Origin of the sequence: Streptomyces filipinensis (genome assembly GCF_014649495.1) — a bacterium.
GTDB classification, from domain to species: Bacteria; Actinomycetota; Actinomycetes; order Streptomycetales; family Streptomycetaceae; genus Streptomyces; species Streptomyces filipinensis.
In genome coordinates this window covers 70,408-90,475 of record NZ_BMTD01000017.1, presented here as the reverse complement: position 1 = coordinate 90,475, position 20,068 = coordinate 70,408, and the positions used below count along the sequence as shown (strand labels likewise).

The window sequence follows — 20,068 nt, the reverse complement described above, 5'->3', positions numbered from 1 at the left end:
AGTGCGAGCAGAACCGTCAGAAATCGAAGCCGAGCTGACCCTCGATTTCCGGAACGCTTCCGTCCGCCCAGCTGCGGACCTTCTTGAGGTGCCGCCACTGAGGCAACGCATCAAGATACGCCCACGACAAGCGGTGGTGCGGGGTGGGCCCCCACTCCGCCAGTGCGGCCTTGTGCACGGGCGACGGATACCCGGCGTTGTCCGCAAATCCGAAGTCTGCATGGTCGATACCCAGTTCGGCCATCATTTTGTCGCGCTGAACCTTGGCTATCACCGACGCCGCAGCGACGGCCACACACGACCGGTCGCCCTTGATCACCGTGCGGACCTTCCAGGGAGCGCCGAGGTAGTCGTGCTTCCCGTCGAGGATCACGGCGTCGGGGCGCATCGGCAGGCCGTCCAGAGCACGGACCGCGGCAAGCCGCAGTGCGGCCGTCATCCCCAGGTCGTCGATCTCCTCAGGGGAAGCATGCCCCAGCGCGTATCCCGTCACCCACGTCCGAAGCATCGTGGCCAGTTCCGTGCGCCGCTTGATCGTGAGCAGCTTGGAATCGGTCAGCCCCTCGGGCGCACGGCGGAGCCCGGTGATCGCGGCACAGACGGTGACAGGTCCGGCCCAGGCGCCGCGCCCCACCTCGTCGATACCGGCAATGACCTTCGCTCCGGTCGTGGCGCGCAGGGAGCGCTCGACGGTGTGGGTAGGTGGTTCGTACGGCATGGCGCCCTTAGCGTACGCCGCCGGGATCGTCACCGGACACCCCGGTCGACCGACCTCCGCACAGGTCGCGCCGGTATGCGGGCTCAGCCTCCATGGGGCCGGAGCAGCGGAAGCATCAGCTGATCGATCATCTCCTCAAGATCCTGGTCGATCCATTCGCTGGCGCACATCTTCGAGCGGTACATCATCATCGCCGGGATGACATCGAAGACATAGCCGTTGGCCGCGTCCGATCGCACCTCTCCCCGCCCTATTCCACGGATGATGACCTCACGGAGGAGCTTGACGGTCGGCTCCACCACTCCTCCGACGATCACTTCATGGAAGCGCTCCGCCTGAGTTTGATCGCACTCGTGAATGACGGAGCGGAGCGCGACACCAGGTCGGGAGTACATGATCCGCCGCACCTGCCGGCACAGAGCGAGAAGGTCCTCACGCACGCTGCCGAGGTCCGGGGCCTCCTCGACCCGGGGCAGTCCCGCCACCAGCGCGTCCGCGACGAGGTCCTCCTTGCAGGGCCAGCGGCGGTACACCGCGGCCTTGCCGGTCTGAGCGCCGGCTGCGACACCTTCCATGGTCAGCCCTTTCCAGCCGACCTCACCGAGCTGTTCCAGCGCGGCATCGAGGATCGCGCGCTCCAGCACCACGCCGCGCCGACGGGGGGAAGCCGCCCGGTCCGGTACGGCCGTCCAGCGCGAGGTAACCATCTATGTCTCTCCAACATGCAAAGGAAGCGGGGATTCCGGGGCGGGGGGCGCCGCGCTGCAGCAACAGGGGGACGCGAGGCGGGGCGCGGGATCAAGTGAACGCTTGCGTTCACTGTTGGGGACTCACTACCGTGAACGCGACAGTGAACGCGATCGTTCACTAATGTCTTCAGGGGGAACCCATAGTGACGACCTCTCAACTGCTTCAGGACCCGAAACCGGGCGTGGCCCGCCGGGAGGGGCATCCCGGCATCGCACTCACCGTCATCGCGGCCTGCCAACTCATGGTGGTACTCGACGCGACGATTGTGAACATCGCGCTCCCGCACATTCAAGACGCACTCAGGTTCAGTACCACGGACCTCACTTGGGTGGTCAGCGCCTACACGCTCACCTTCGGCGGCCTGCTGCTGCTCGGTGCGCGGGCCGGCGACATCCTCGGCCGCCGCCGGGTGTTCATGACCGGCATCCTGCTGTTCACCTTCGCCTCGCTGCTGGGCGGTCTCGCCCAGGAACCCTGGCAGCTGCTGGCCGCGCGGGCCCTGCAGGGCGTGGGCGGCGCGATCGCCTCGCCCACGTCGCTGGCGCTGATCACCACGACGTTCCCCGAAGGCCCGGAGCGCAACCGGGCCTTCGGCGTGTTCGCCGCCGTGTCCGCGGGCGGTGGCGCCATCGGACTGCTGGCGGGCGGCATGCTCACCGACTGGCTCGACTGGCGGTGGGTGCTGTTCGTGAACGTGCCGATCGGCGTGCTGATCGCGTCGCTCGCGCCGCTGTACATCAGCGAGTCCCAGCGGCATCCGGGCCGCTTCGACATCACGGGCGCGCTGACCTCGACGGCGGGTATGGCCCTGCTGGTCTACGGATTCATCCGCGCCTCGGAGAACGGCTGGCGGAACGGCCTCACCCTCGGCTCGTTCGCCGCGGCCGCGGTCCTGCTGCTCGCCTTCGTCCTCACCGAGATGCGGGCGAAGGAGCCGATCACCCCGCTCAGGATGTTCTCGGACCGCAACCGCTGGGGCACGTACGTGATCATGCTGAGCCTCGCCGCGGCGATGTTCGGCATGTTCTTCTACATCGTGCTGTTCGTACAGGACGTGCTCGGCTACAGCGCCATCAAGGCCGGCCTGGCCTTCCTCCCCGTGACGGTCGCGATCGCGGTCGGTGCGGGACTGTCCCAGCGCTTCCTTCCGAGGCTCGGCCCCAGGCCGTTCATGATGGCCGGCTCGGCGCTCGTGCTGACCGGGCTGGTCTGGCAGACCTTCATCCGGCCGGACAGCTCCTACGTCGGCGGAGTGCTCGGGCCGATGCTGGCGTTCGGCTTCGGCATGGGCCTGAACTTCGTCACCGCCACCGTCACGGCGGTGTCCGGCGTCGCCCAGCACGAGGCAGGCGCGGCGTCCGGGCTCCTCAACGCCATGCAGCAGGTGGGCGGTTCGCTCGGACTGTCCATCCTGACGACCGTGTTCGGCTCGGCGGCCAAGGACGAGGCGAAGAAGCAACTGCCGAAGTTCCTCGCCAACGGTTCGCCGGAGCAGAAGGCCCACTTCGCCAAGACGCACCAGCTGCCCGCGCCCTGGGGACATGACGTGCTCGCCCACGGCATCTCCACCGCCTTCGTGCCGGCTGCCGCGATGGCCGGCGTAGCGTTCGTCACCGCCTGGCTGGTGATCAGGGTCCGCAAGAGCGATCTCGACTCCCTCGCCGGCGTGGCCGGCCCGGGCATCGGCTGATCCCGTCCGGCCCGCGCACAGCCGCGGCCGGCCGGACTGCCGCCAGAGGGCGAACGGCCCCCGCGGCGGTCCGGCCCGCCGCATCAGACCCGCCGACGCCCGCACGAGAACCAGCACGGCAAGCAACACGGCGACCGGCACGGCAAGCAGCACCAGCGCAGGCACCACGCGTGCCATCTCCGCACCCCCTCCGACCGTCGCGCTCTCCCGGCTGTCCGCCGCCCGCAGCCGCACGCCTCGGCGTGCCGCGGCGTGCGACCGACAGGGGAGGAACGGGCGGCAGTCACGGAGAGTTCCCGGCGGACACAGAGAGTTCTGGAGGTGGCCGATCCGCCCCCGTGTGCCCGCACAGGGCGCGCAAAAGGCCAGCCGAGGGGGCCAAGCCGGTCATCCGGCCCGTCAGGGCCCCGTCGGCACCCACTCCGGCAGCGCCTCGACCCGTTCCACCCACTCGGCGGGCGGAGCCCCCGCCTTTCCCGAGGCGAGCACACCGCCCACGATCGCGCAGGTCGTGTCCACGTCGCCGCCGACCCCGGCCGTCGTCCAGAACGCCGCCTCGTAGTCACCGAGACGCCGCGCGGCGGACCAGAGGGCGAACGGAACGGTGTCGTGGGCGGTCGTACGCCGTCCGCAACCGAGCACGGCCGCGACGGTGCCGGCGTCGCCGTAGTCGAGCATGTCCCGGGCGCGCCGGAGTCCCTGGCCTACGGCGCTCTTCGGCACCAGGGCGATGACGCCGTCCAGGAGCGACTCGGGGCTGGGCGGGCCGTCCGGCGAACCGGCCAGCGCCGCCGCCGCGGCCACGGCCATGGCTCCGACGACGGCCTCACGGTGCTGATGGGTCGGGTAGGCCGAGATCTCCGCCTGGTGGGTCGCCTGTTCCGGATCGTCCGCGTACCAGGCGCCGAGGGGTGCGATGCGCATCGCGGCTCCGTTGCCCCAGGACCCCTGTCCGTTGAACAGCCCGGCGGCCAGCTCACGCCAGTCCCCGCCCTCCCGGACGAGTCTCAGCAGGCGGTTGACGGCGGGGCCGTAGCCCCGGTCGAAGTCGTGGTGCTCGGCGAAGGAGCGGGCCAGCGCGTCCTGGTCGATCCGGTGCTCGGCGGCGAGTACGGCGACCACGGAGGACGCCATCTCGGTGTCGTCCGTCCACTGCCAGGGCCCCTCGGGCAGCTCGCGTCGCTTCAGCAGGGGGTAGTGCGCCGGAACGAAGAACTGGGAGCCCAGGGCGTCCCCCACGGCCAGTCCGCGCAGGCTCGCCAGGGCGCGCTCAAGGCGCCCGGAGGAAGAGGAGTCAGCGGTCATCGCTCTGCCACTCTATCCGTTCACCCAGAACGGCACCGGCTCCCGCCAGCGCCCGAAGGGCCGGTCGAGCGTGTACCTGCCGTCCTCTCCGAGAACGAGCATCCGCATCTCGGCGTTCCCGGGGTTCGACAGCGACTCGAATTCCGCGACCGTCCAGTGGAACCAGCGCATGCAGAACAGCCGCATCGCGAGTCCGTGCGTCACCAGGAGTACGTTCGGCGGATGGTCCGGGGCCTCGAAGCTGCGGAACAGGCTCTCGAGGAAGCCGCCGACCCGGTCGTACACGTCGGCGCCGGACTCGCCCTGCGGGAACCGGAAGAAGAAGTGGCCGTACGCGTCCCGGTAGGCCTTCTGCAGGCGCACGTCGTCGCGGTCCTGCCAGTTGCCCCAGTCCTGTTCGCGGAGCCTGGGCTCCTCCCGGACGCGTATGAGGTCGGGGTCGAGGTGGAAGGCGCGCAGCGTTTCGTGCGTCCGGCGGTAAGGGGAGACGTACACGCTCACGCGTTCTCGGCCGAAGACCTCCCGGAGCTTCTTGCCGGTCTCCTCGGCCTGCCGCCAGCCGCGCTCCGTCAGCGCGAGAGCGTGGTCGGGTTCGCGCTCGTACACGGAGTCGTCAATGTTGCCCGTTGACTCGCCGTGCCGGACAAGGACGATGCGCCGTGGTCGTGCCATGCCAAAACCCTAGATCGAACGGGGGAAAGTCGAGCACTCGTACGGGCCCCCTACAGCGTAGGTCACACGAATCGCACCTCTCGGACCCCTCCCGGACGCACCGCGCACACCTTCAGGGTGCGCGTTTGCTTTTCAAACGCACACCGGCGGCCTCAGACCGTCCAGGACGGTTCGAGATCCACGATGTCGCCTGAGAGCGCCGCCACGTCGGCCTCGGTCTGCGCGCGCAGCGCGAGGCGCTCCACGCGCTCGGTGCGGTACTTGCCGTGCTCGGCCGCCGACCGCCACATCGACAGGACCAGGAACTCCTGCTCGGGTGCCTCGGCGAACATCCCGCGGATCATCCCGGGCGAACCGGCCATCGCGGGGTTCCAGACCTTCTCCTGCATCAGCGTGAAGTGCTCGACGCGCTCCTCGTGGATCCGGCACAGGGCCACGCGGATCAGATCGGTGTCGGTGAACCGCGGCTCGAACCCCGTCTTCACATCGAAGCGGTACTCGAAGAGCTTGACCTGGGCGTCCTTGAACGTGCCGGACTGTGCGGTCGCCAGGCGGTCGTGGGAGCGGGCCATGAAGGAGTCGTAGAAGGCGCGGCTCTCCCAGAAGGCGAAGATGTGCGCGACGCCGGGCCGCTGCCGGCTCCAGCCGCCACCCTGCCCCCGGAAACCCGGCTCCCCCAGAAGCCCCGCCCATTTCCGCTGCCCCCGCTCGAAGCCGCGGCGGTCCACCACGGTGCAGCGAATCCACTTGACCAGCACCGCGCCATCGTAAGGCCACCGGGCGTGGCGCCGGTCACGCTCTGGCGGAGATCACCCGGGCATGCGCTCCGGCGCGCGTGGCACGATGGACAAGAAGCCCTGACTTCGCCGGAGTTGGGGCATGGCAACCACAGGGGGAAGGGGAAGCCCGTTGACCGGCTTCAGCAAGGGACTGCGCAAGGTCGAGGTCGGGCTCAAGTGGGACCCCAGTCCGGCGGGCCGGCCGCCCACCGACCTCGACATCGTCGCGGCGACGTTCGTCTCGGGCGACGCCTACGGGGATCCGGCCTACCTGGTGCACTTCGACAGCCGCTCACCCGACGGCACGATCTTCCTCAACCGGGACAGCGCGGACGGCAGGGGCTTCGGCTGGGACGAGGTCATGGCGCTGGAACTGGACCGGCTCGATGCCCGGTACGCGCGCGTGGTCGTCGGTGTCGTCATCCAACAGCGGTCCGGGCACACGGCGTTCGTCAACGTGCTGAATCCGGCCATGCGCGTCCGCGAGGGCTACACCGTGCTCGCCGAGGACGACTTCGGCTCCGTCCTCGGGGCGACGGCGGCCACGATCGCCGAGTTCGTGCGTGACGACTCCGGGGAGTGGACCTTCCGGCCCGGTGTGCACGGCTTCGAGGAGGATCCGGTGGCCTTCACCCGGGTCATGGGCAGGGCCCGGTGACGGCGAGGGGCGCCGGCCACGGCCGGCGCCCCTCGCTTCACCTGCGGACCGTCAGCTGCAGCCGCTGGTCGAACCGCAGCCCTCGCAGATGTAGCAGGAACCGGCCCGCTGCATCTTCGTACCGCAGGAGAAGCACAGCGGGGCGTCGGCCTGGATGCCCAGCTGCATCTCCACCAGCTCGGCGCTGGTGTGGGCCTGCTTCGGGGCGGGCTGGGCCGCCTCGGTCCCGGCCTTCGGCGCGGCGACCGCCTTCAGCTCCTGGGCGCGCGGCGCCGACTGGGCGAGGCCCTCGACGTCGACCTCGTCGTCGGCGGGCTCGTAGGAGCCGGTCTCCAGGTGCCGCTGACGCTCCTCGGCGGAGTGGATGCCGAGCGCGGAGCGGGTCTCGAAGGGCAGGAAGTCCAGCGCCAGGCGTCGGAAGATGTAGTCGACGATCGACTGCGCCATCCGCACGTCCGGGTCGTCGGTCATGCCGGCCGGCTCGAAGCGCATGTTGGTGAACTTCGAGACGTACGTCTCCAGCGGCACGCCGTACTGGAGGCCCACGGAGACCGCGATGGAGAAGGCGTCCATCATGCCCGCGAGCGTCGAGCCCTGCTTGGACATCTTCAGGAAGACCTCGCCGAGACCGTCGTCCGGGTAGGAGTTGGCGGTCATGTAGCCCTCGGCGCCGCCGACCGTGAAGGACGTGGTGATCCCGGGACGGCCCTTGGGAAGGCGCTTGCGGACCGGGCGGTACTCGATGACCTTCTCGACCGTCTCGCGGATGGTCGCCTCGGCCTTCTCGGTGACCTCGGCCTTCTCCTTCTCCTTGGTCTTCGCGGAGAGCGGCTGGCCGACCTTGCAGTTGTCGCGGTAGATCGCGAGCGCCTTGACGCCGAGCTTCCAGGCCTCGAAGTAGATCTCCTCGACCTCCTCGACGGTCGCCGTCTCCGGCATGTTGACCGTCTTGGAGATGGCGCCGGAGATCCAGGGCTGGATCGCGGCCATCATGCGGACGTGGCCCATCGGGGAGATGGCCCGCTCGCCCATGGCGCAGTCGAACACCTCGTAGTGCTCGTTCCTGAGGCCGGGAGCGTCGATCACATTGCCGTGCTCGGCGATGTGGGCGACGATCGCCTCGATCTGCTCCTCCTGGTAGCCCAGGCGGCGCAGGGCCTGCGGGACGGTGCCGTTGACGATCTGCATCGAGCCGCCGCCGACCAGCTTCTTGAACTTCACGAGCGCCAGGTCGGGCTCGACACCGGTGGTGTCGCAGGACATCGCGAGACCGATGGTGCCGGTCGGGGCCAGGACGGACGCCTGGGAGTTACGGAAACCGTTCTTCTCACCGAGACGGACGACGTCCTGCCAGGCCTCCGTGGCGGCGGCCCACACCGGGGTGTCCAGGTCGTCCATGCGCACGGCCGTGCCGTTGGCGTCGGCGTGCTGCTTCATGACGCGGTTGTGGGCGTCGGCGTTGCGGGCGTAGCCGTCGTACGGGCCGACGACCGCGGCCAGCTCGGCGGAACGACGGTAGGCCGTACCCGTCATGAGGGAGGTGATGGCGCCGGCCAGGGCGCGGCCGCCGTCGGAGTCGTAGGCGTGGCCGGTGGCCATCAGCAGGGCGCCGAGGTTGGCGTAGCCGATGCCGAGCTGGCGGAACGCGCGGGTGTTCTCGCCGATCTTCTGGGTCGGGAAGTCCGCGAAGCAGATCGAGATGTCCATCGCGGTGATGACCAGCTCGACGACCTTCTGGAAGCGCTCGGTCTCGAAGGACTGGTTGCCCTTGCCGTCGTCCTTCAGGAACTTCATCAGGTTCAGCGAGGCCAGGTTGCAGGACGTGTTGTCCAGGTGCATGTACTCGCTGCACGGGTTCGACGCGGTGATCCGGCCGGACTCGGGGCAGGTGTGCCAGTTGTTGATGGTGTCGTCGTACTGGATGCCCGGGTCGGCGCAGGCCCACGCGGCCTCGGCGATCTTGCGGAAGAGCGCCTTGGCGTCGACCTCCTCGATGACCTCGCCGGTCATCCGGGCCCGCAGGCCGAACTGGCCGTTGCGCTCGACCGCGTTCATGAACTCGTCGTTCACGCGGACCGAGTTGTTGGCGTTCTGGTACTGGACGGACGTGATGTCGTCGCCGCCCAGGTCCATGTCGAAGCCCGCGTCGCGCAGGACGCGGATCTTCTCCTCCTCGCTGACCTTGGTCTGGATGAAGTCCTCGATGTCGGGGTGGTCGACGTCGAGCACGACCATCTTGGCGGCGCGGCGGGTGGCACCACCGGACTTGATGGTGCCGGCGGAGGCGTCGGCGCCGCGCATGAAGGAGACGGGACCGGAGGCGTTGCCGCCGGAGGACAGCAGCTCCTTGGAGGAGCGGATGCGGGAGAGGTTCAGGCCGGCACCGGAGCCGCCCTTGAAGATCATGCCCTCTTCCTTGTACCAGTCGAGGATCGACTCCATGGAGTCGTCGACGGACAGGATGAAGCAGGCGGAGACCTGCTGGGGCTGCGACGTGCCCACGTTGAACCAGACGGGGCTGTTGAAGCTGAAGATCTGGTGCAGGAGGGCGTACGCCAGCTCGTGCTCGAAGATCTCCGCGTCGGCGGCCGAGGCGAAGTACCTGTGGTCCTCACCGGCCTTCCGGTACGTCTTCACGATGCGGTCGATCAGCTGCTTGAGGCTGGTCTCGCGCTGCGGGGTGCCGACGGCACCGCGGAAGTACTTGCTGGTGACGATGTTGACCGCGTTCACCGACCAGAAGTCGGGGAACTCGACGCCACGCTGCTCGAAGTTGACCGAGCCGTCGCGCCAGTTGGTCATGACGACGTCACGGCGCTCCCACGACACCTCGTCGTACGGGTGCACGCCGGGGGTGGTGTGGATGCGGTCGATACGCAGCCCCTTGGTGACCTTGGCGCCCTTGGCTCGGGAACCTCGTGCCGGACCGCTCGCCGTCTCTGTCATGCCGCCTCCCTGTACGGGCGAAAACGCCCAGAAGTGCCCCGTTTGTTCCCGTGGCACGGTGTTCTGTCTTGTGTTGCGGGCACCCTCAGCCGCCGCCCGCAACAGGTCTTAGGTCGCCGCCTTCCGGCCGGAACCCGGTCTCCTCCCGGGCGCCGGCCCGCCGGTCAGTCGGCGGCGCGGACGGGCACGGGGACCTGAGTGGTCCCGACGGGCCCGCGATCGTCTTCCTGGCTCCCCGCTCCCGCGTCTTCCTCGTCCGCGGCGGGGCCTCGCGGCGCCTCCCTCAGCTCCGCGATCGCGGCCTCGAAGTCCTCGAGCGAGTCGAACGCCCGGTAGACGGAGGCGAATCGCAGATAGGCGACGAGGTCGAGCTCCTGCAACGGGCCGAGTATGGCCAGCCCCACATCGTGGGTGGTCAGCTCGGCGCTTCCGGTGGCCCGCAGCGCCTCCTCGACCCGCTGGCCGAGCTGGGCGAGTGCGTCCTCGGTGACAGGCCGTCCCTGGCATGCCTTGCGCACGCCGTTGATGACCTTGACGCGGCTGAAAGGCTCGGTGACCCCCGACCGCTTGATCACCATCAGCGAGCACGTCTCCACGGTCGTGAAACGACGGGAGCAGTCAGGGCACTGACGGCGCCTGCGGATCGACGTGCCGTCGTCGGTCGTACGACTGTCGACCACACGGCTGTCGGGGTGCCTGCAGAAGGGGCAGTGCATGATCTCCAACCCTCCTCACAGCAGACTCAACAACCTCACCGGACCTCATGGGCCCCGCGAAGCAGCCCTAAGCATAGGCGATCGCGGAGCAGTCTCAGACCGGGGGGACCACAACTTGTGGGCTGCTGTAGCCATCCAACCACTAGATGTGGGGATTGGCTCATACACCGAGGCGGACTCGCGTGTCGCCCCGGAAGGGCGGTGGACATCCCGCACACAGGTGACCGCGGGGACACGCGGCGCGGAGCCGTATCACTGTGACGCTTACGGAGATACCGTGGGCGCCGCACGGAGGACGCGTGGGACTCCGGCACAGAAGGGACCCGAGGCCCGGACGTCCGGCTTCCGGATGGCAGACTGGGACGGCGGCCCACGAGGTCGCCAACCCCGGCGGTGAAGAGTACAACAATGGGCGCTTTTGCCCGCCAGGTGGCGCGTCACCAATACACCCAGACACGCGATCACGTCCGGTGAATCGCACTTTTTCACTCGAACGTGTGTTTGGCGCAACCTTTCGAAAGCAACTACCGTTGTCCAGCAGGGAGACCATCGAGAGGGGCCGACGTGACCACCACCGCAGACAGTGCCACCATCACTGCCCAGGACCGCTCCCAGGGCCGAGTCGAGCCGGTACACGTGATGAACGAAGCCGCGCATCCCGAAGGGCACAAGCGCTCCCTGCCGGGCCGACCTCCAGGAATCCGGGCGGACAGCTCCGGACTCACCGACCGACAGCGTCGCGTGATCGAAGTCATCCGTGACTCCGTACAGCGGCGCGGCTATCCGCCGTCGATGCGGGAGATCGGCCAGGCCGTCGGCCTCTCCAGCACCTCCTCGGTCGCGCATCAGCTCATGGCACTGGAGCGCAAGGGCTTCCTGCGCCGCGACCCGCACCGTCCGCGCGCGTACGAGGTGCGCGGCTCCGACCAGGCCGTGACCGTGCAGCCCACGGACACCGCCGGCAAGCCCGCCGCGTCCTACGTCCCGCTGGTCGGCCGTATCGCCGCCGGTGGCCCCATCCTCGCGGAGGAGTCCGTCGAGGACGTCTTCCCTCTCCCCCGCCAGCTCGTCGGCGACGGTGAACTGTTCGTCCTCAAGGTCGTCGGCGACTCCATGATCGAGGCCGCGATCTGCGACGGCGACTGGGTCACCGTGCGCCGTCAGCCGGTCGCCGAGAACGGCGACATCGTGGCGGCCATGCTCGACGGCGAAGCCACCGTCAAGCGCTTCAAGCGCGAGGACGGCCATGTCTGGCTCCTCCCGCACAACGCGGCCTACGAGCCGATCCCCGGCGACGACGCGACCATCCTGGGCAAGGTCGTCGCGGTGCTGCGGCGCGTGTGACGCCCGCGGGCGGGCCGCACGGCTGCTCGCTCCCTGACCGGGCCCCGGAACCCCTGCGCCGGTTCCGGGGCCCAGCTGCGTCCAGAGGGTCCCAGCGCCTTTGTCTCCCGGACGCCTCCTCGCGGCGCATCGTGGGGTGGCCCGACCGTTGCCGGGTCGGGCCGCCCCACGATCACTTCGCCTCCGCCTGCCGCGCCTCCGCCTCCCTGGCCGCCGCGTCGATCGAGGCGAGGGACTTGCGGACCTGGTTGCGGTCCGTGGTGTACCAGAAGTCCGGGAGTGACGTCTTCAGGTAACCGCCGTACCGCGCGGTGGCCAGCCGCTGATCCAGTACGGCGACCACACCCCGGTCCCCCGAGGCACGGACCAGCCGGCCGGCGCCCTGGGCCATGAGCAGCGCCGCATGGGTGGCGGCCACCGCCATGAAGCCGTTGCCGCCCGCGTCCTCCACCGCCTTCTGCCGGGCGCTCATCAGGGGATCGTCGGGGCGGGGGAACGGGATCTTGTCCATGACGACCAGCTGGCAGCTGGGGCCGGGGACGTCGACCCCCTGCCACAGGGACAGCGTGCCGAACAGGCACGTCTTCGGGTCGGCCGCGAAGTTCTTGATCAGCTCACCCAGGGTCTCCTCGCCCTGGAGCAGGATCGGGAACTCGGGGATCCGGGAGCGCAGCTCCTCCGCCGCGTGCTGCGCGGCCCGCATGGACGAGAACAGCCCGAGAGTACGGCCCCCCGCCGCCTGGATGAGCTCGGTCAGCTCGTCGAGCATGTCGGAACGCTCGCCGTCGCGCGCGGGCCGCGCGAGGTGCTTGGCGACGTAGAGGATGCCCTGCCTCGGGTAGTCGAAGGGCGAGCCGACATCGACGCCCTTCCACGCGGGCAGGTCCTCGCCCTCCTTCCCCTCGGGGCCGAGGCCCAGCGACGCTCCGACGCCGTTGAAGTCACCGCCCAGCTTGAAGGTCGCGGAGGTGAGGACGACAGCGCGGTCGGCGAAGAGCTTCTCCCTGAGCAGGCCCGAGACCGACATGGGAGCGACCCGCAGGGACGCGCCGAAGCGGTCGTGCCGCTCGTACCACACGACGTCCCACTCCGAGCCGTTCAGGACCCGCTCGGCCACGTCGTGCACCGTCTCCACCGAGGCGAGCGCCTGTTTGCGGACCGCGTCCTCGTCCTGGACCGACTTGTCGCGGGTCGAGCCGAGCGCGCTGATGACCGTGCGCGCGGCGTCCCGCAGTGCCATGAGGGCGTAGCCGAGGTCTTCCGGGATCTCCTCCAGGCGGCCCGGCAGGGCCAGCTCCATCAGCCGCTCGAAGCCCTCGGCGGCGGTCTGGAGCTGGTCGGCGGCCTTCTCGTCGACGAGCTTGGCCGCCCGGCGCACCGCTCGATTGACCTGGCCGGTGGTGAGTTCGCCGGTCGCGACACCGGTGACCCGGGAGACGAGTTCATGCGCCTCGTCCACGATCAGCACTTCGTGCTGCGGCAGCACCGGCGCGCCCTCGATGGCGTCGATGGCGAGCAGGGCGTGGTTCGTGACCACGACCTCGGCGAGCTTGGCACGCTCGCGGGCCATCTCGGCGAAGCACTCGGCGCCGTACGCACACTTCGACGCGCCCAGGCACTCCCGCGACGACACCGACACCTGCGCCCAGGCACGGTCCGAGACACCCGGAGTGAGATCGTCCCGGTCACCTGTCTCCGTCTCGTCCGACCAGTCGCGCAGCCGCAGGAGGTCCTGGCCCAGCTTGCTGGTGGGCGCGGCGGCCTCGAACTGGTCGAAGAGGCCGTCCTCCTCGTCCTGCGGCATGCCCTCGTGCAGGCGGTGCAGGCACAGGTAGTTCGAGCGGCCCTTGAGCATCGCGAACTCCGGGCGGCGGCGCAGCAGCGGATGCAGGGCGTCGACCGTGCGGGGCAGGTCGCGCTCCACGAGCTGGCGCTGCAGCGCGAGCGTGGCCGTGGCGACGACCACGCGTTCCCCGTGCGCGAGCGCCGGCACGAGGTAGCCGAGCGACTTACCGGTGCCGGTGCCGGCCTGCACCAGCAGGTGGGATCCGTCGTCGATCGCCTCGGCGACCGCTTCGGCCATGGTCACCTGGCCAGGGCGCTCCGTACCGCCGACAGCTGTGACGGCGGCGTGCAGGAGTTCGGGGAGTGAGGGCTTCGTCATAGCCCGACCACCCTACGGCCCGGCACTGACAAAGGGGGGATCAAGGCGGGTGGGGAGGGCGGGATCACGGCCTGGCTCCTGGTGGGTGGCGGGGCGGGCGAGCGGTGCACCAAGGGTGACGATGTCGTCGCAGTGAGCTACAGCACATCCCTCAGGGCACGGTCCCGGATCATGAGGGCGGACCGCTTGCCGGGCAGGTCGACCTCGTCGGCGAACCGGAAGCCGGCGCTCAGGAACGCCGCGATGGAGGGGGCGTTGTGCAGGGCGGGTTCCGCCACGACCCGTGCGCACGTGGGGCGCCGGTCGAGGATCAGGTCGGCCACGGCGCGGAGCAGCGCGGATCCCAGCCCTCGTCCTCGGTCCGCGGCCGCACCGACGAGGAGGTGGATGCCGGTGTCATGGGGGCGGGCCGGATAGTGGCGGGCCAGCGGGTCCAGGTCCGCCCGGTAGATCTCCCAGTAGCTCATCGGTGTGCCGTCCAGGACGCCGAGACACGGCACGCTGCGTCCGTCGCCGTCGAGCTGGGTGCGCAGGTGGTCCTCCGTCCGGGTCCGGGGCCCGGCCAGCTGCCAGAACGCCGAGACGGCGGGGTCGTTCATCCAGCGGTGGATGAGCGGCAGGTCGTCGTCGATGCGCACGGGGACGAGCTGGAAGGAACCGACGCGGGTGAGCACGGCGCCCCACGTGTGCGGCTGGTCCAGGAGACAGGCCGCCCCGCCGGCGAAGAGGCGCAGGAAGTCCGGGGGCAGATGCAGGTCCAGCGTGTCCTCGCAGTCCGCGTCGTCGTCCTCGACGGCGAACCCGGCGAAGGGGATGCCCCGGGTGGCCGCGCCGTCGCCTCGTGGGTCGGCGGAGCCCCGGTGGGCCGGGACGCCCGGGGCGGCGGGGGCGCCCGGTCGGGCGGTACCGGGGCCCGGGTCGGCGTTCGCGTCGGTGGGAGGCAAGATGCGCTCCTCTCAGGAGACGAGGTGGTTCATGTTCCTCGGAAGTGCCGGGAGATCGTGCGGTGCGTTCAGGGGTGAAGGGGGTTGGCGATGGTGACGTAGACGGACTGGGTGTCGACCGGGCCGACGAGTTCGTCCAGGCCGTGCAGGCGGGTCAGCAGGTTGGCCTTGCAGCGCAGGACGGGTGCGTCGAGCAGGAGGCCGGGAAGGGGGCTGCGCAGTGCGGTGGGCCCTGTGGCGGCCTCGGTGAGGAAGCGGCGGAAGGCCGCGAGGAGGAGTCGCTCGTCGACGAGGCGCTGGGAGCCGAACGCGCCGATCAGGCCGAGCACGTTGTTGATGGCGAGGTAGTAGGCGAAGCGTTCGTCGGTCACCTCGTCGGGGACGAAGGTGTCGCTGTGCTCACCGATACCGGGCAGCCGGGCGCTCAGTTCGGCTCGCCGGGACGTACGGAAGTAGTAGCCCTGGTTGTCGCGGTAGCGACCGCCGGCGGGCCAGCCGTCGCCGTCGAGCAGGAGCAGGGTGTTCTGCTGGTGGGCTTCGAGGGCGATACCGGCCTCGCTGTCCAGCCAGAGCACGGGTCGCACGACCTGTTCCAGGTAGCGGAGGAACCACTCCGCGGCAACGGCCGCGAGCGGCCGGCCCGTACGCGCGGCGAGCCGTTCGACGAGCTGGGCCAGCCGGGAGCGCATGGGCCGGGCCGACTGCCGGGGCGAGGAGTCGCCGCCCGGTTCGGGCACGGGTCGCGGCGAGACGAGTCCGGCGACACAGCCGACGTCGTCGGTCGGGGCGAACGGGTTGTGCCTGATCACCACGTCGAGTCCGGGCACAGGCAGGCCGTCCGGGGTGTCGACGGCGAGCCAGGCCGGGTCGCGGACGATGTCGAAGCAGGGGTGGGCGGCCTGCCATCGCCGGGACAGGCCGGTGCGCAGCAGCCGGTGCACCTCGACTCCCCGGTGGAGTTCCTTGCGCAGGTTCTCGCGGCGGGAGTTGGTGATGCTCAGGCCTAGCGACAACTTGAGCATCGCGGGGGCGCCCGACCGGTACACCGTGCGGACGGAGGAGGTGGGATGCCAGGCGGTGCCGAGAGGCCCGAGGTCGCGCAGGAGTCCGGAGTCGAGCAGGGCGGCGACGGGTTCGCGGTGGCGCAGCTCGCGGGCCTGCCACGGGTGCAGCGGGAGGGCGGCGTAGTCCCCGGGCACGGGAAGGCCCGTTTCGGCGAGGCGCCGGACGAGGTCGGCGGCGGGAACGGGCCGGCCCCGTTCGGTCCAGGCGGAGTCGGTGGCGAGCAGCGAGGGCGCGACGGCCATCCAGTGCAGGGCGAAGCAGCCGCGCAGCTCTGGTGCGTACAGCCGGGCTTCGGACTCGGTCAGGCCTTCCCGGCTCTTGGGGGTCGGGTGCAGGGGGTGTCCGAGGAGGAGGGCCTGCTCGGCGGAGAGGAACAGGTCGGGGGGATCGGTGGGGTGCTCGCGCCGGTCGTGGAGGAAGGCCGCCGTGCGGCGCTGGGAGTCCGCCACCCTGGCCACGAGATCGCCGTGGCCGACACCGGTGGGTTCCTCGGCGGAGGCGGTGCCGCCGCTGTCGCCGGCCGTCTCGCGGACGAGCAGGGCCGCCAAGGTGACGGCGTCGACCGCGGGAGCGGCCGCCGGGGCGCCGATCAGGCGGGGTGGGCCGAAGCGGTGCAGGCCGGTGGCCGACCAGTAGCGGACCGGCACGAGCAGGGACGTGCCGCTGGCCGGCAGCGGGAGGCAGAGGGTGCCGCTGTGGGGGGCTGCGAGGTTGCTCTCCCGTACCCAGCATCGCAACAGGTTGTCCACGGCGGCGGCCTGGGCCGCGGCGCGCGGGTCGGGATGCTCCAGCAGGTCGGCGCCGGCCTCGGTCACGCGGCTGAGATCGACGGTCCGTCTCTTCTGCTGGGGAACCGCCTCGGCGAGCGGCACAGGGGAGGCCGGAATGCCGGGGTCTCCCTGTTCGTCGGGAGCACCGGAGTTGCCGTCGGGAGTGGGGTTGGCGTTCATGACGGCTCCTCGTGGCTGGCTGGGTGGTGCGGTGTTCGCCCGGTCGCTCGCTCGCCGCTGCCCCGTGACCGGCGGTCGGCCTCGCCGCGTCGACGGTTGCGCGGGCGGCGCCGGAGGGCCGCGTCGGCGCTGAGAGCGGGCGTGAACGAGAGGGCTGTGTGTCGTGGGAGGCCGCTGTCGGCCCGATTGTCCTTACCGGGGAGAGCGGTTGGACGGGAAGGGGTCAGGGAGGCTGGTGCCGGCCTCGGCGGCCGGGCGGTGTCGGTGCGGCTGTCAGCCGGTGCGCGGGGCAGGGCCGTGGTCCCGGCCGCGGTGCGGGCCGTGTTCCTCGTGGGCGCGGGCCACCGCTGTCACCGCGTCCGCCAGACGGTCCAGTACGGCTGCGGCCTGTTCGTCGCTGATCGTGAGCGGGGGAAGCAGCCGGACCACGGCCGAGTGCCGGCCGCCGAGTTCGACGATCAGCCCTCGCTGGAGGCACTCCCGCTGTACGGCCGCGGCGAGTTCGGGAGCGGCCCGGCGCGGCGCGGAGCGGGGCTTGGGACCGGCGGACGTGGGAGGGGTCTCGCCGGGCCCGGCTCCGGTGCCGTCGGGGTCGACCAGTTCGACCCCGATCATCAGCCCGCGTCCCCGCACCTCTCCGACGCACGCGAACGAGCGGGCCAGTTCCCCGAGTTGGTCCAGCATGCGGGTGCCGAGGCCGGCGGCTCGTTCGGCGAGGCCGTTCTCCCGGACGTGGCTGAGGGTCGCGGTGCCCGCGGCCATGGCGAGCTGGTTGCCGCGGAAGGTTCCCGCGTGGGCGCCGGGTGGCCAGACGTCGAGGTCGTCGCGGTAGACGATCACGGCCAGCGGGAGGCTGCCGCCGATGGCCTTGGACAGGACCATGACGTCGGGGCTGATGCCGCTGTGGTCGACGGCCCAGAAGGCGCCGGTCCGGCCCACGCCGGTCTGGATCTCGTCGGCGATCAGCGGGATGGAACGGTCAGCCGTGAGCTGTCGCATACGGCGCAGCCAGTCGTCCGGCCCGGGGATCACCCCGCCCTCGCCCTGCACGGGTTCGAGGATCATGCCCGCGGGCAGGGGCACGCCGGACTTGGGGTCGTCCAGAAGGGACTCGGTCCAGCGGGCGGAGAGCGCGGCCCCGCGCGGTCCGCCCACGCCGAAGGGGCAGCGGTAGTCCTGCGGATAGGGCAGGCGGGCGACCTGGACGTCCAGGGCACCGCCGGAGGCGGCCAGGGCACCGGCGGTCATGCCGTGGTAGGCCCCGGTGAAGGCGAGGACGCCGGTGCGGCCGGTCGCGGCCCGGACCAGTTTGAGCGCGGCCTCGACGGCATCGGTACCGGCCGGTCCGCAGAACTGGACCCGGGCGCGGTCGGCGAGGCCGGGTGGGAGGGTACGGAACAGCTCGGTGATGAAGGCGTCCTTGACGGGGGTCGCGAGGTCCAGGACGGAGAGCGGAGCGCCGGAGTCCAGGACCCTGCGGATGGCTTCCAGGACGACCGGGTGATTGTGGCCGAGGGCGAGTGTGCCCGCGCCGGAGAGGCAGTCCAGATAGCGGCGGCCGTCGGCGCCCTCGATGGTGAGCCCCCGGGCCCGGACCGGCACGATCGGCAGGGCCCGGGCGTAGGTACGGGCGGAGGACTCGCGCGCCGACTGGCGTCTGAGGATTCCCTCGTGCACGGCCCGCGCTTCCCCGTGCAGGCCTCCAGCCATCGACTCCGTTACGGCCACGGCGCGCTGTCCTCCCCGCTGCTTAGAGGCGTGTTGATCCACGGGGACCGGATGCAGGCAGCTGGCCCCCCACCGCTACAACCCCGCTCTGTTCGACGGGTTACGGGTTTCCTCAAGATCATTTCCGGGAACGGGTGGGCACGGTGGGCGAAGAGGGACGGCGATCCGCCGGACGTTAGTGGTGAGTGAACGTCAAACCGGGAGATCTCCGGATGATTGGCCAGGTCAGACGGCTTGTAGCCGAACCGTTGCCGTTCCATCGGAACTCCCCCACAGGGACCGCATAGTGTGTGATGCCGTTCCCATGCGGCCGTGGGACCGGCGTGAACTCCCTGTGGGGTCACGGCCGGTGTCACGGCCGAAGCGCCGAGTACCTTCACCACACGGGGAGTCACCAGCATGCGATCCATACGACCGTCGTTCACCGCTCAGCGAGGGAGGGGCCCCCGCCGTAGCTCCCCCGCACTGGCGGCGGTCGCCCTCGCCTCAACGCTGGCGCTGACCGCCACCGCCTGCAACGGCGACGACAACGCCGGCGGCACTCCGTCCGCCTCGGCGACCGCGGTCAGCACCGGCGACGGAAAGATCAGGATCCCGGACGACCTGAAGCAGAAGCTCAAGGACCACGGGATCGACGTCGACAAGTGGAAGAACGGCGCCTGGAAGAACTGGAACAAGAAGGACTGGCTGCGCGAGGCCAACGACTTCATCAACCCGATCATCAAGGGCCTGTGGGACCCGAGCCGGATGCGCCACGCCAACGACCCGAACAAGGGGGTCAACGACAACGACATCTCCGGTGACCAGGGTGTGACGGACCCGACCCCGCAGCCCGTGAAGGCCCAGGCGGTGGCGTCGCCGTACCACACCAACGCGCCCGCCTCGGGCAAGGTGTTCTTCGACTCCCCCGAGGGCCACATGGTGTGCTCCGGCACGGTCGTGGAGGACCCGGCCCACCCGGGCAAGTCCAACCTGGTCTGGACGGCCGGTCACTGTGTGCACGCCGGCAAGAAGGGCGGCTGGTACCGCAACATGGCCTTCGTGCCGTCGTACAACAACTCCGCCAAGCCGGCCGACCAGCTGCAGAAGGCCACCAGGTCGGAGATCGCCCCGTACGGCGTCTGGTGGGCGGACGCGGCGCAGACCTCGCAGCAGTGGATCGACCAGGGCGGCGAGACCGGCGGCAACGGTGCCTCGTACGACTACGCGGTGATCCATGTGACGCCGGAGCAGGGCGGCAGCGGCAAGTCGCTGGAGGAGACCGTCGGCGGGGCGCTGCCGGTGAACTTCAACGCTCCAGCGGTGCCGAAGGTCAGCAGCATCACCGCGTCCGGGTACCCGGAGGCGGCTCCGTTCGACGGTCAGTCGCTGTACCAGTGCAAGGACAAGCCCGGGCGGCTGTCCCTGGCCCAGGCGGAGCCGACGATGTACCGGATCGGCTGCACGATGACCGCGGGCTCCTCCGGAGGCGGCTGGGTGGAGACCGGTACCGACGGCAAGCCGGCACTGGTGTCCAACACCTCCATCGGCCCGGTGACCTCGGGCTGGCTGGCCGGTCCTCGGCTGGGCCCCGTGGCCAAGGGCGTGTACGAGTCGGTGAGCAAGAAGTTCGCCGGGCAGTAAGCGCGGTCGCGGCACC

At 70.3% G+C, this 20,068-nt stretch carries 15 protein-coding genes; 4 read left to right on the top strand and 11 right to left on the bottom strand.

Annotated elements, in window-relative coordinates; genetic code table 11:
- Nucleotides 1-16: 16 nt before the first annotated feature.
- Both rnhB and IE244_RS31140 read right to left on the bottom strand, forming a co-directional pair.
- Nucleotides 17-718, bottom strand: coding sequence for a ribonuclease HII (rnhB, locus tag IE244_RS31145; protein WP_191876904.1), 702 nt, complete (start codon nt 716-718; stop codon nt 17-19).
- An 83-nt stretch (nt 719-801) separates the two neighbouring features.
- Nucleotides 802-1,425: a TetR/AcrR family transcriptional regulator gene (locus IE244_RS31140; RefSeq protein WP_191876903.1), complete on the bottom strand. Its 624-nt coding sequence runs from the start codon at nt 1,423-1,425 to the stop codon at nt 802-804.
- A gap of 185 nt (nt 1,426-1,610) precedes the next feature.
- On the opposite strand from IE244_RS31140, the gene IE244_RS31135 reads away from it, so the two are divergent.
- The gene (locus IE244_RS31135) at nt 1,611-3,158 is read left to right on the top strand and encodes an MFS transporter (protein ID WP_191876902.1); all 1,548 of its coding nucleotides are present in this window, start codon (nt 1,611-1,613) and stop codon (nt 3,156-3,158) included.
- Nucleotides 3,159-3,557: 399 nt separating this feature from the next.
- On the opposite strand, the gene IE244_RS31130 is transcribed toward IE244_RS31135, so the two are convergent.
- From IE244_RS31130 to IE244_RS31120, 3 genes are all read right to left on the bottom strand, one after another.
- Nucleotides 3,558-4,463 carry an ADP-ribosylglycohydrolase family protein gene (locus IE244_RS31130; protein WP_191876901.1) on the bottom strand — a complete coding sequence of 302 codons (906 nt, stop codon included), beginning with the start codon at nt 4,461-4,463 and terminating at the stop codon, nt 3,558-3,560.
- A 12-nt stretch (nt 4,464-4,475) separates the two neighbouring features.
- On the bottom strand, nt 4,476-5,135 hold the full coding sequence (locus tag IE244_RS31125; RefSeq protein WP_191876900.1) for a histidine phosphatase family protein: 660 nt from the start codon (nt 5,133-5,135) through the stop codon (nt 4,476-4,478).
- A gap of 152 nt (nt 5,136-5,287) precedes the next feature.
- Nucleotides 5,288-5,893, bottom strand: a complete 606-nt coding sequence (locus tag IE244_RS31120) for a YdbC family protein (RefSeq protein ID WP_191876899.1) — start codon at nt 5,891-5,893, stop codon at nt 5,288-5,290.
- 151 nt (nt 5,894-6,044) lie between these two features.
- Between IE244_RS31120 and IE244_RS31115 the strand changes: the two genes are divergently transcribed.
- Entirely contained in the window at nt 6,045-6,572 is a 528-nt protein-coding gene (locus IE244_RS31115) for a TerD family protein (protein ID WP_191876898.1), read from the top strand.
- Nucleotides 6,573-6,623: 51 nt separating this feature from the next.
- On the opposite strand, the gene IE244_RS31110 is transcribed toward IE244_RS31115, so the two are convergent.
- Both IE244_RS31110 and nrdR read right to left on the bottom strand, forming a co-directional pair.
- A complete protein-coding gene (locus IE244_RS31110) occupies nt 6,624-9,518 on the bottom strand; it encodes a vitamin B12-dependent ribonucleotide reductase (RefSeq protein ID WP_191876897.1) in 2,895 nt (964 codons plus the stop codon).
- Between the two features lie 164 nt (nt 9,519-9,682).
- On the bottom strand, nt 9,683-10,234 hold the full coding sequence (gene nrdR, locus IE244_RS31105; protein ID WP_191876896.1) for a transcriptional regulator NrdR: 552 nt from the start codon (nt 10,232-10,234) through the stop codon (nt 9,683-9,685).
- A 564-nt stretch (nt 10,235-10,798) separates the two neighbouring features.
- Between nrdR and lexA the strand changes: the two genes are divergently transcribed.
- Complete coding sequence (gene lexA, locus IE244_RS31100; RefSeq protein WP_031165691.1) at nt 10,799-11,578, top strand: transcriptional repressor LexA; 780 nt, start codon at nt 10,799-10,801, stop codon at nt 11,576-11,578.
- A gap of 172 nt (nt 11,579-11,750) precedes the next feature.
- Here lexA and IE244_RS31095 read toward each other — a convergent pair whose 3' ends face one another.
- From IE244_RS31095 to IE244_RS31080, 4 genes are all read right to left on the bottom strand, one after another.
- The gene (locus IE244_RS31095) at nt 11,751-13,742 is read right to left on the bottom strand and encodes an ATP-dependent DNA helicase (RefSeq protein ID WP_191876895.1); all 1,992 of its coding nucleotides are present in this window, start codon (nt 13,740-13,742) and stop codon (nt 11,751-11,753) included.
- A gap of 137 nt (nt 13,743-13,879) precedes the next feature.
- Complete coding sequence (locus tag IE244_RS31090) at nt 13,880-14,686, bottom strand: GNAT family N-acetyltransferase (RefSeq protein ID WP_191876894.1); 807 nt, start codon at nt 14,684-14,686, stop codon at nt 13,880-13,882.
- Nucleotides 14,687-14,754: 68 nt separating this feature from the next.
- Nucleotides 14,755-16,701, bottom strand: a complete 1,947-nt coding sequence (locus tag IE244_RS31085) for an IucA/IucC family protein (RefSeq protein ID WP_191876893.1) — start codon at nt 16,699-16,701, stop codon at nt 14,755-14,757.
- A 273-nt stretch (nt 16,702-16,974) separates the two neighbouring features.
- Nucleotides 16,975-18,429, bottom strand: a complete 1,455-nt coding sequence (locus IE244_RS31080; RefSeq protein WP_373305796.1) for a diaminobutyrate--2-oxoglutarate transaminase family protein — start codon at nt 18,427-18,429, stop codon at nt 16,975-16,977.
- Nucleotides 18,430-18,828: 399 nt separating this feature from the next.
- Between IE244_RS31080 and IE244_RS31075 the strand changes: the two genes are divergently transcribed.
- The gene (locus tag IE244_RS31075; RefSeq protein WP_191876892.1) at nt 18,829-20,052 is read left to right on the top strand and encodes a trypsin-like serine peptidase; all 1,224 of its coding nucleotides are present in this window, start codon (nt 18,829-18,831) and stop codon (nt 20,050-20,052) included.
- Nucleotides 20,053-20,068 lie beyond the last annotated feature (16 nt).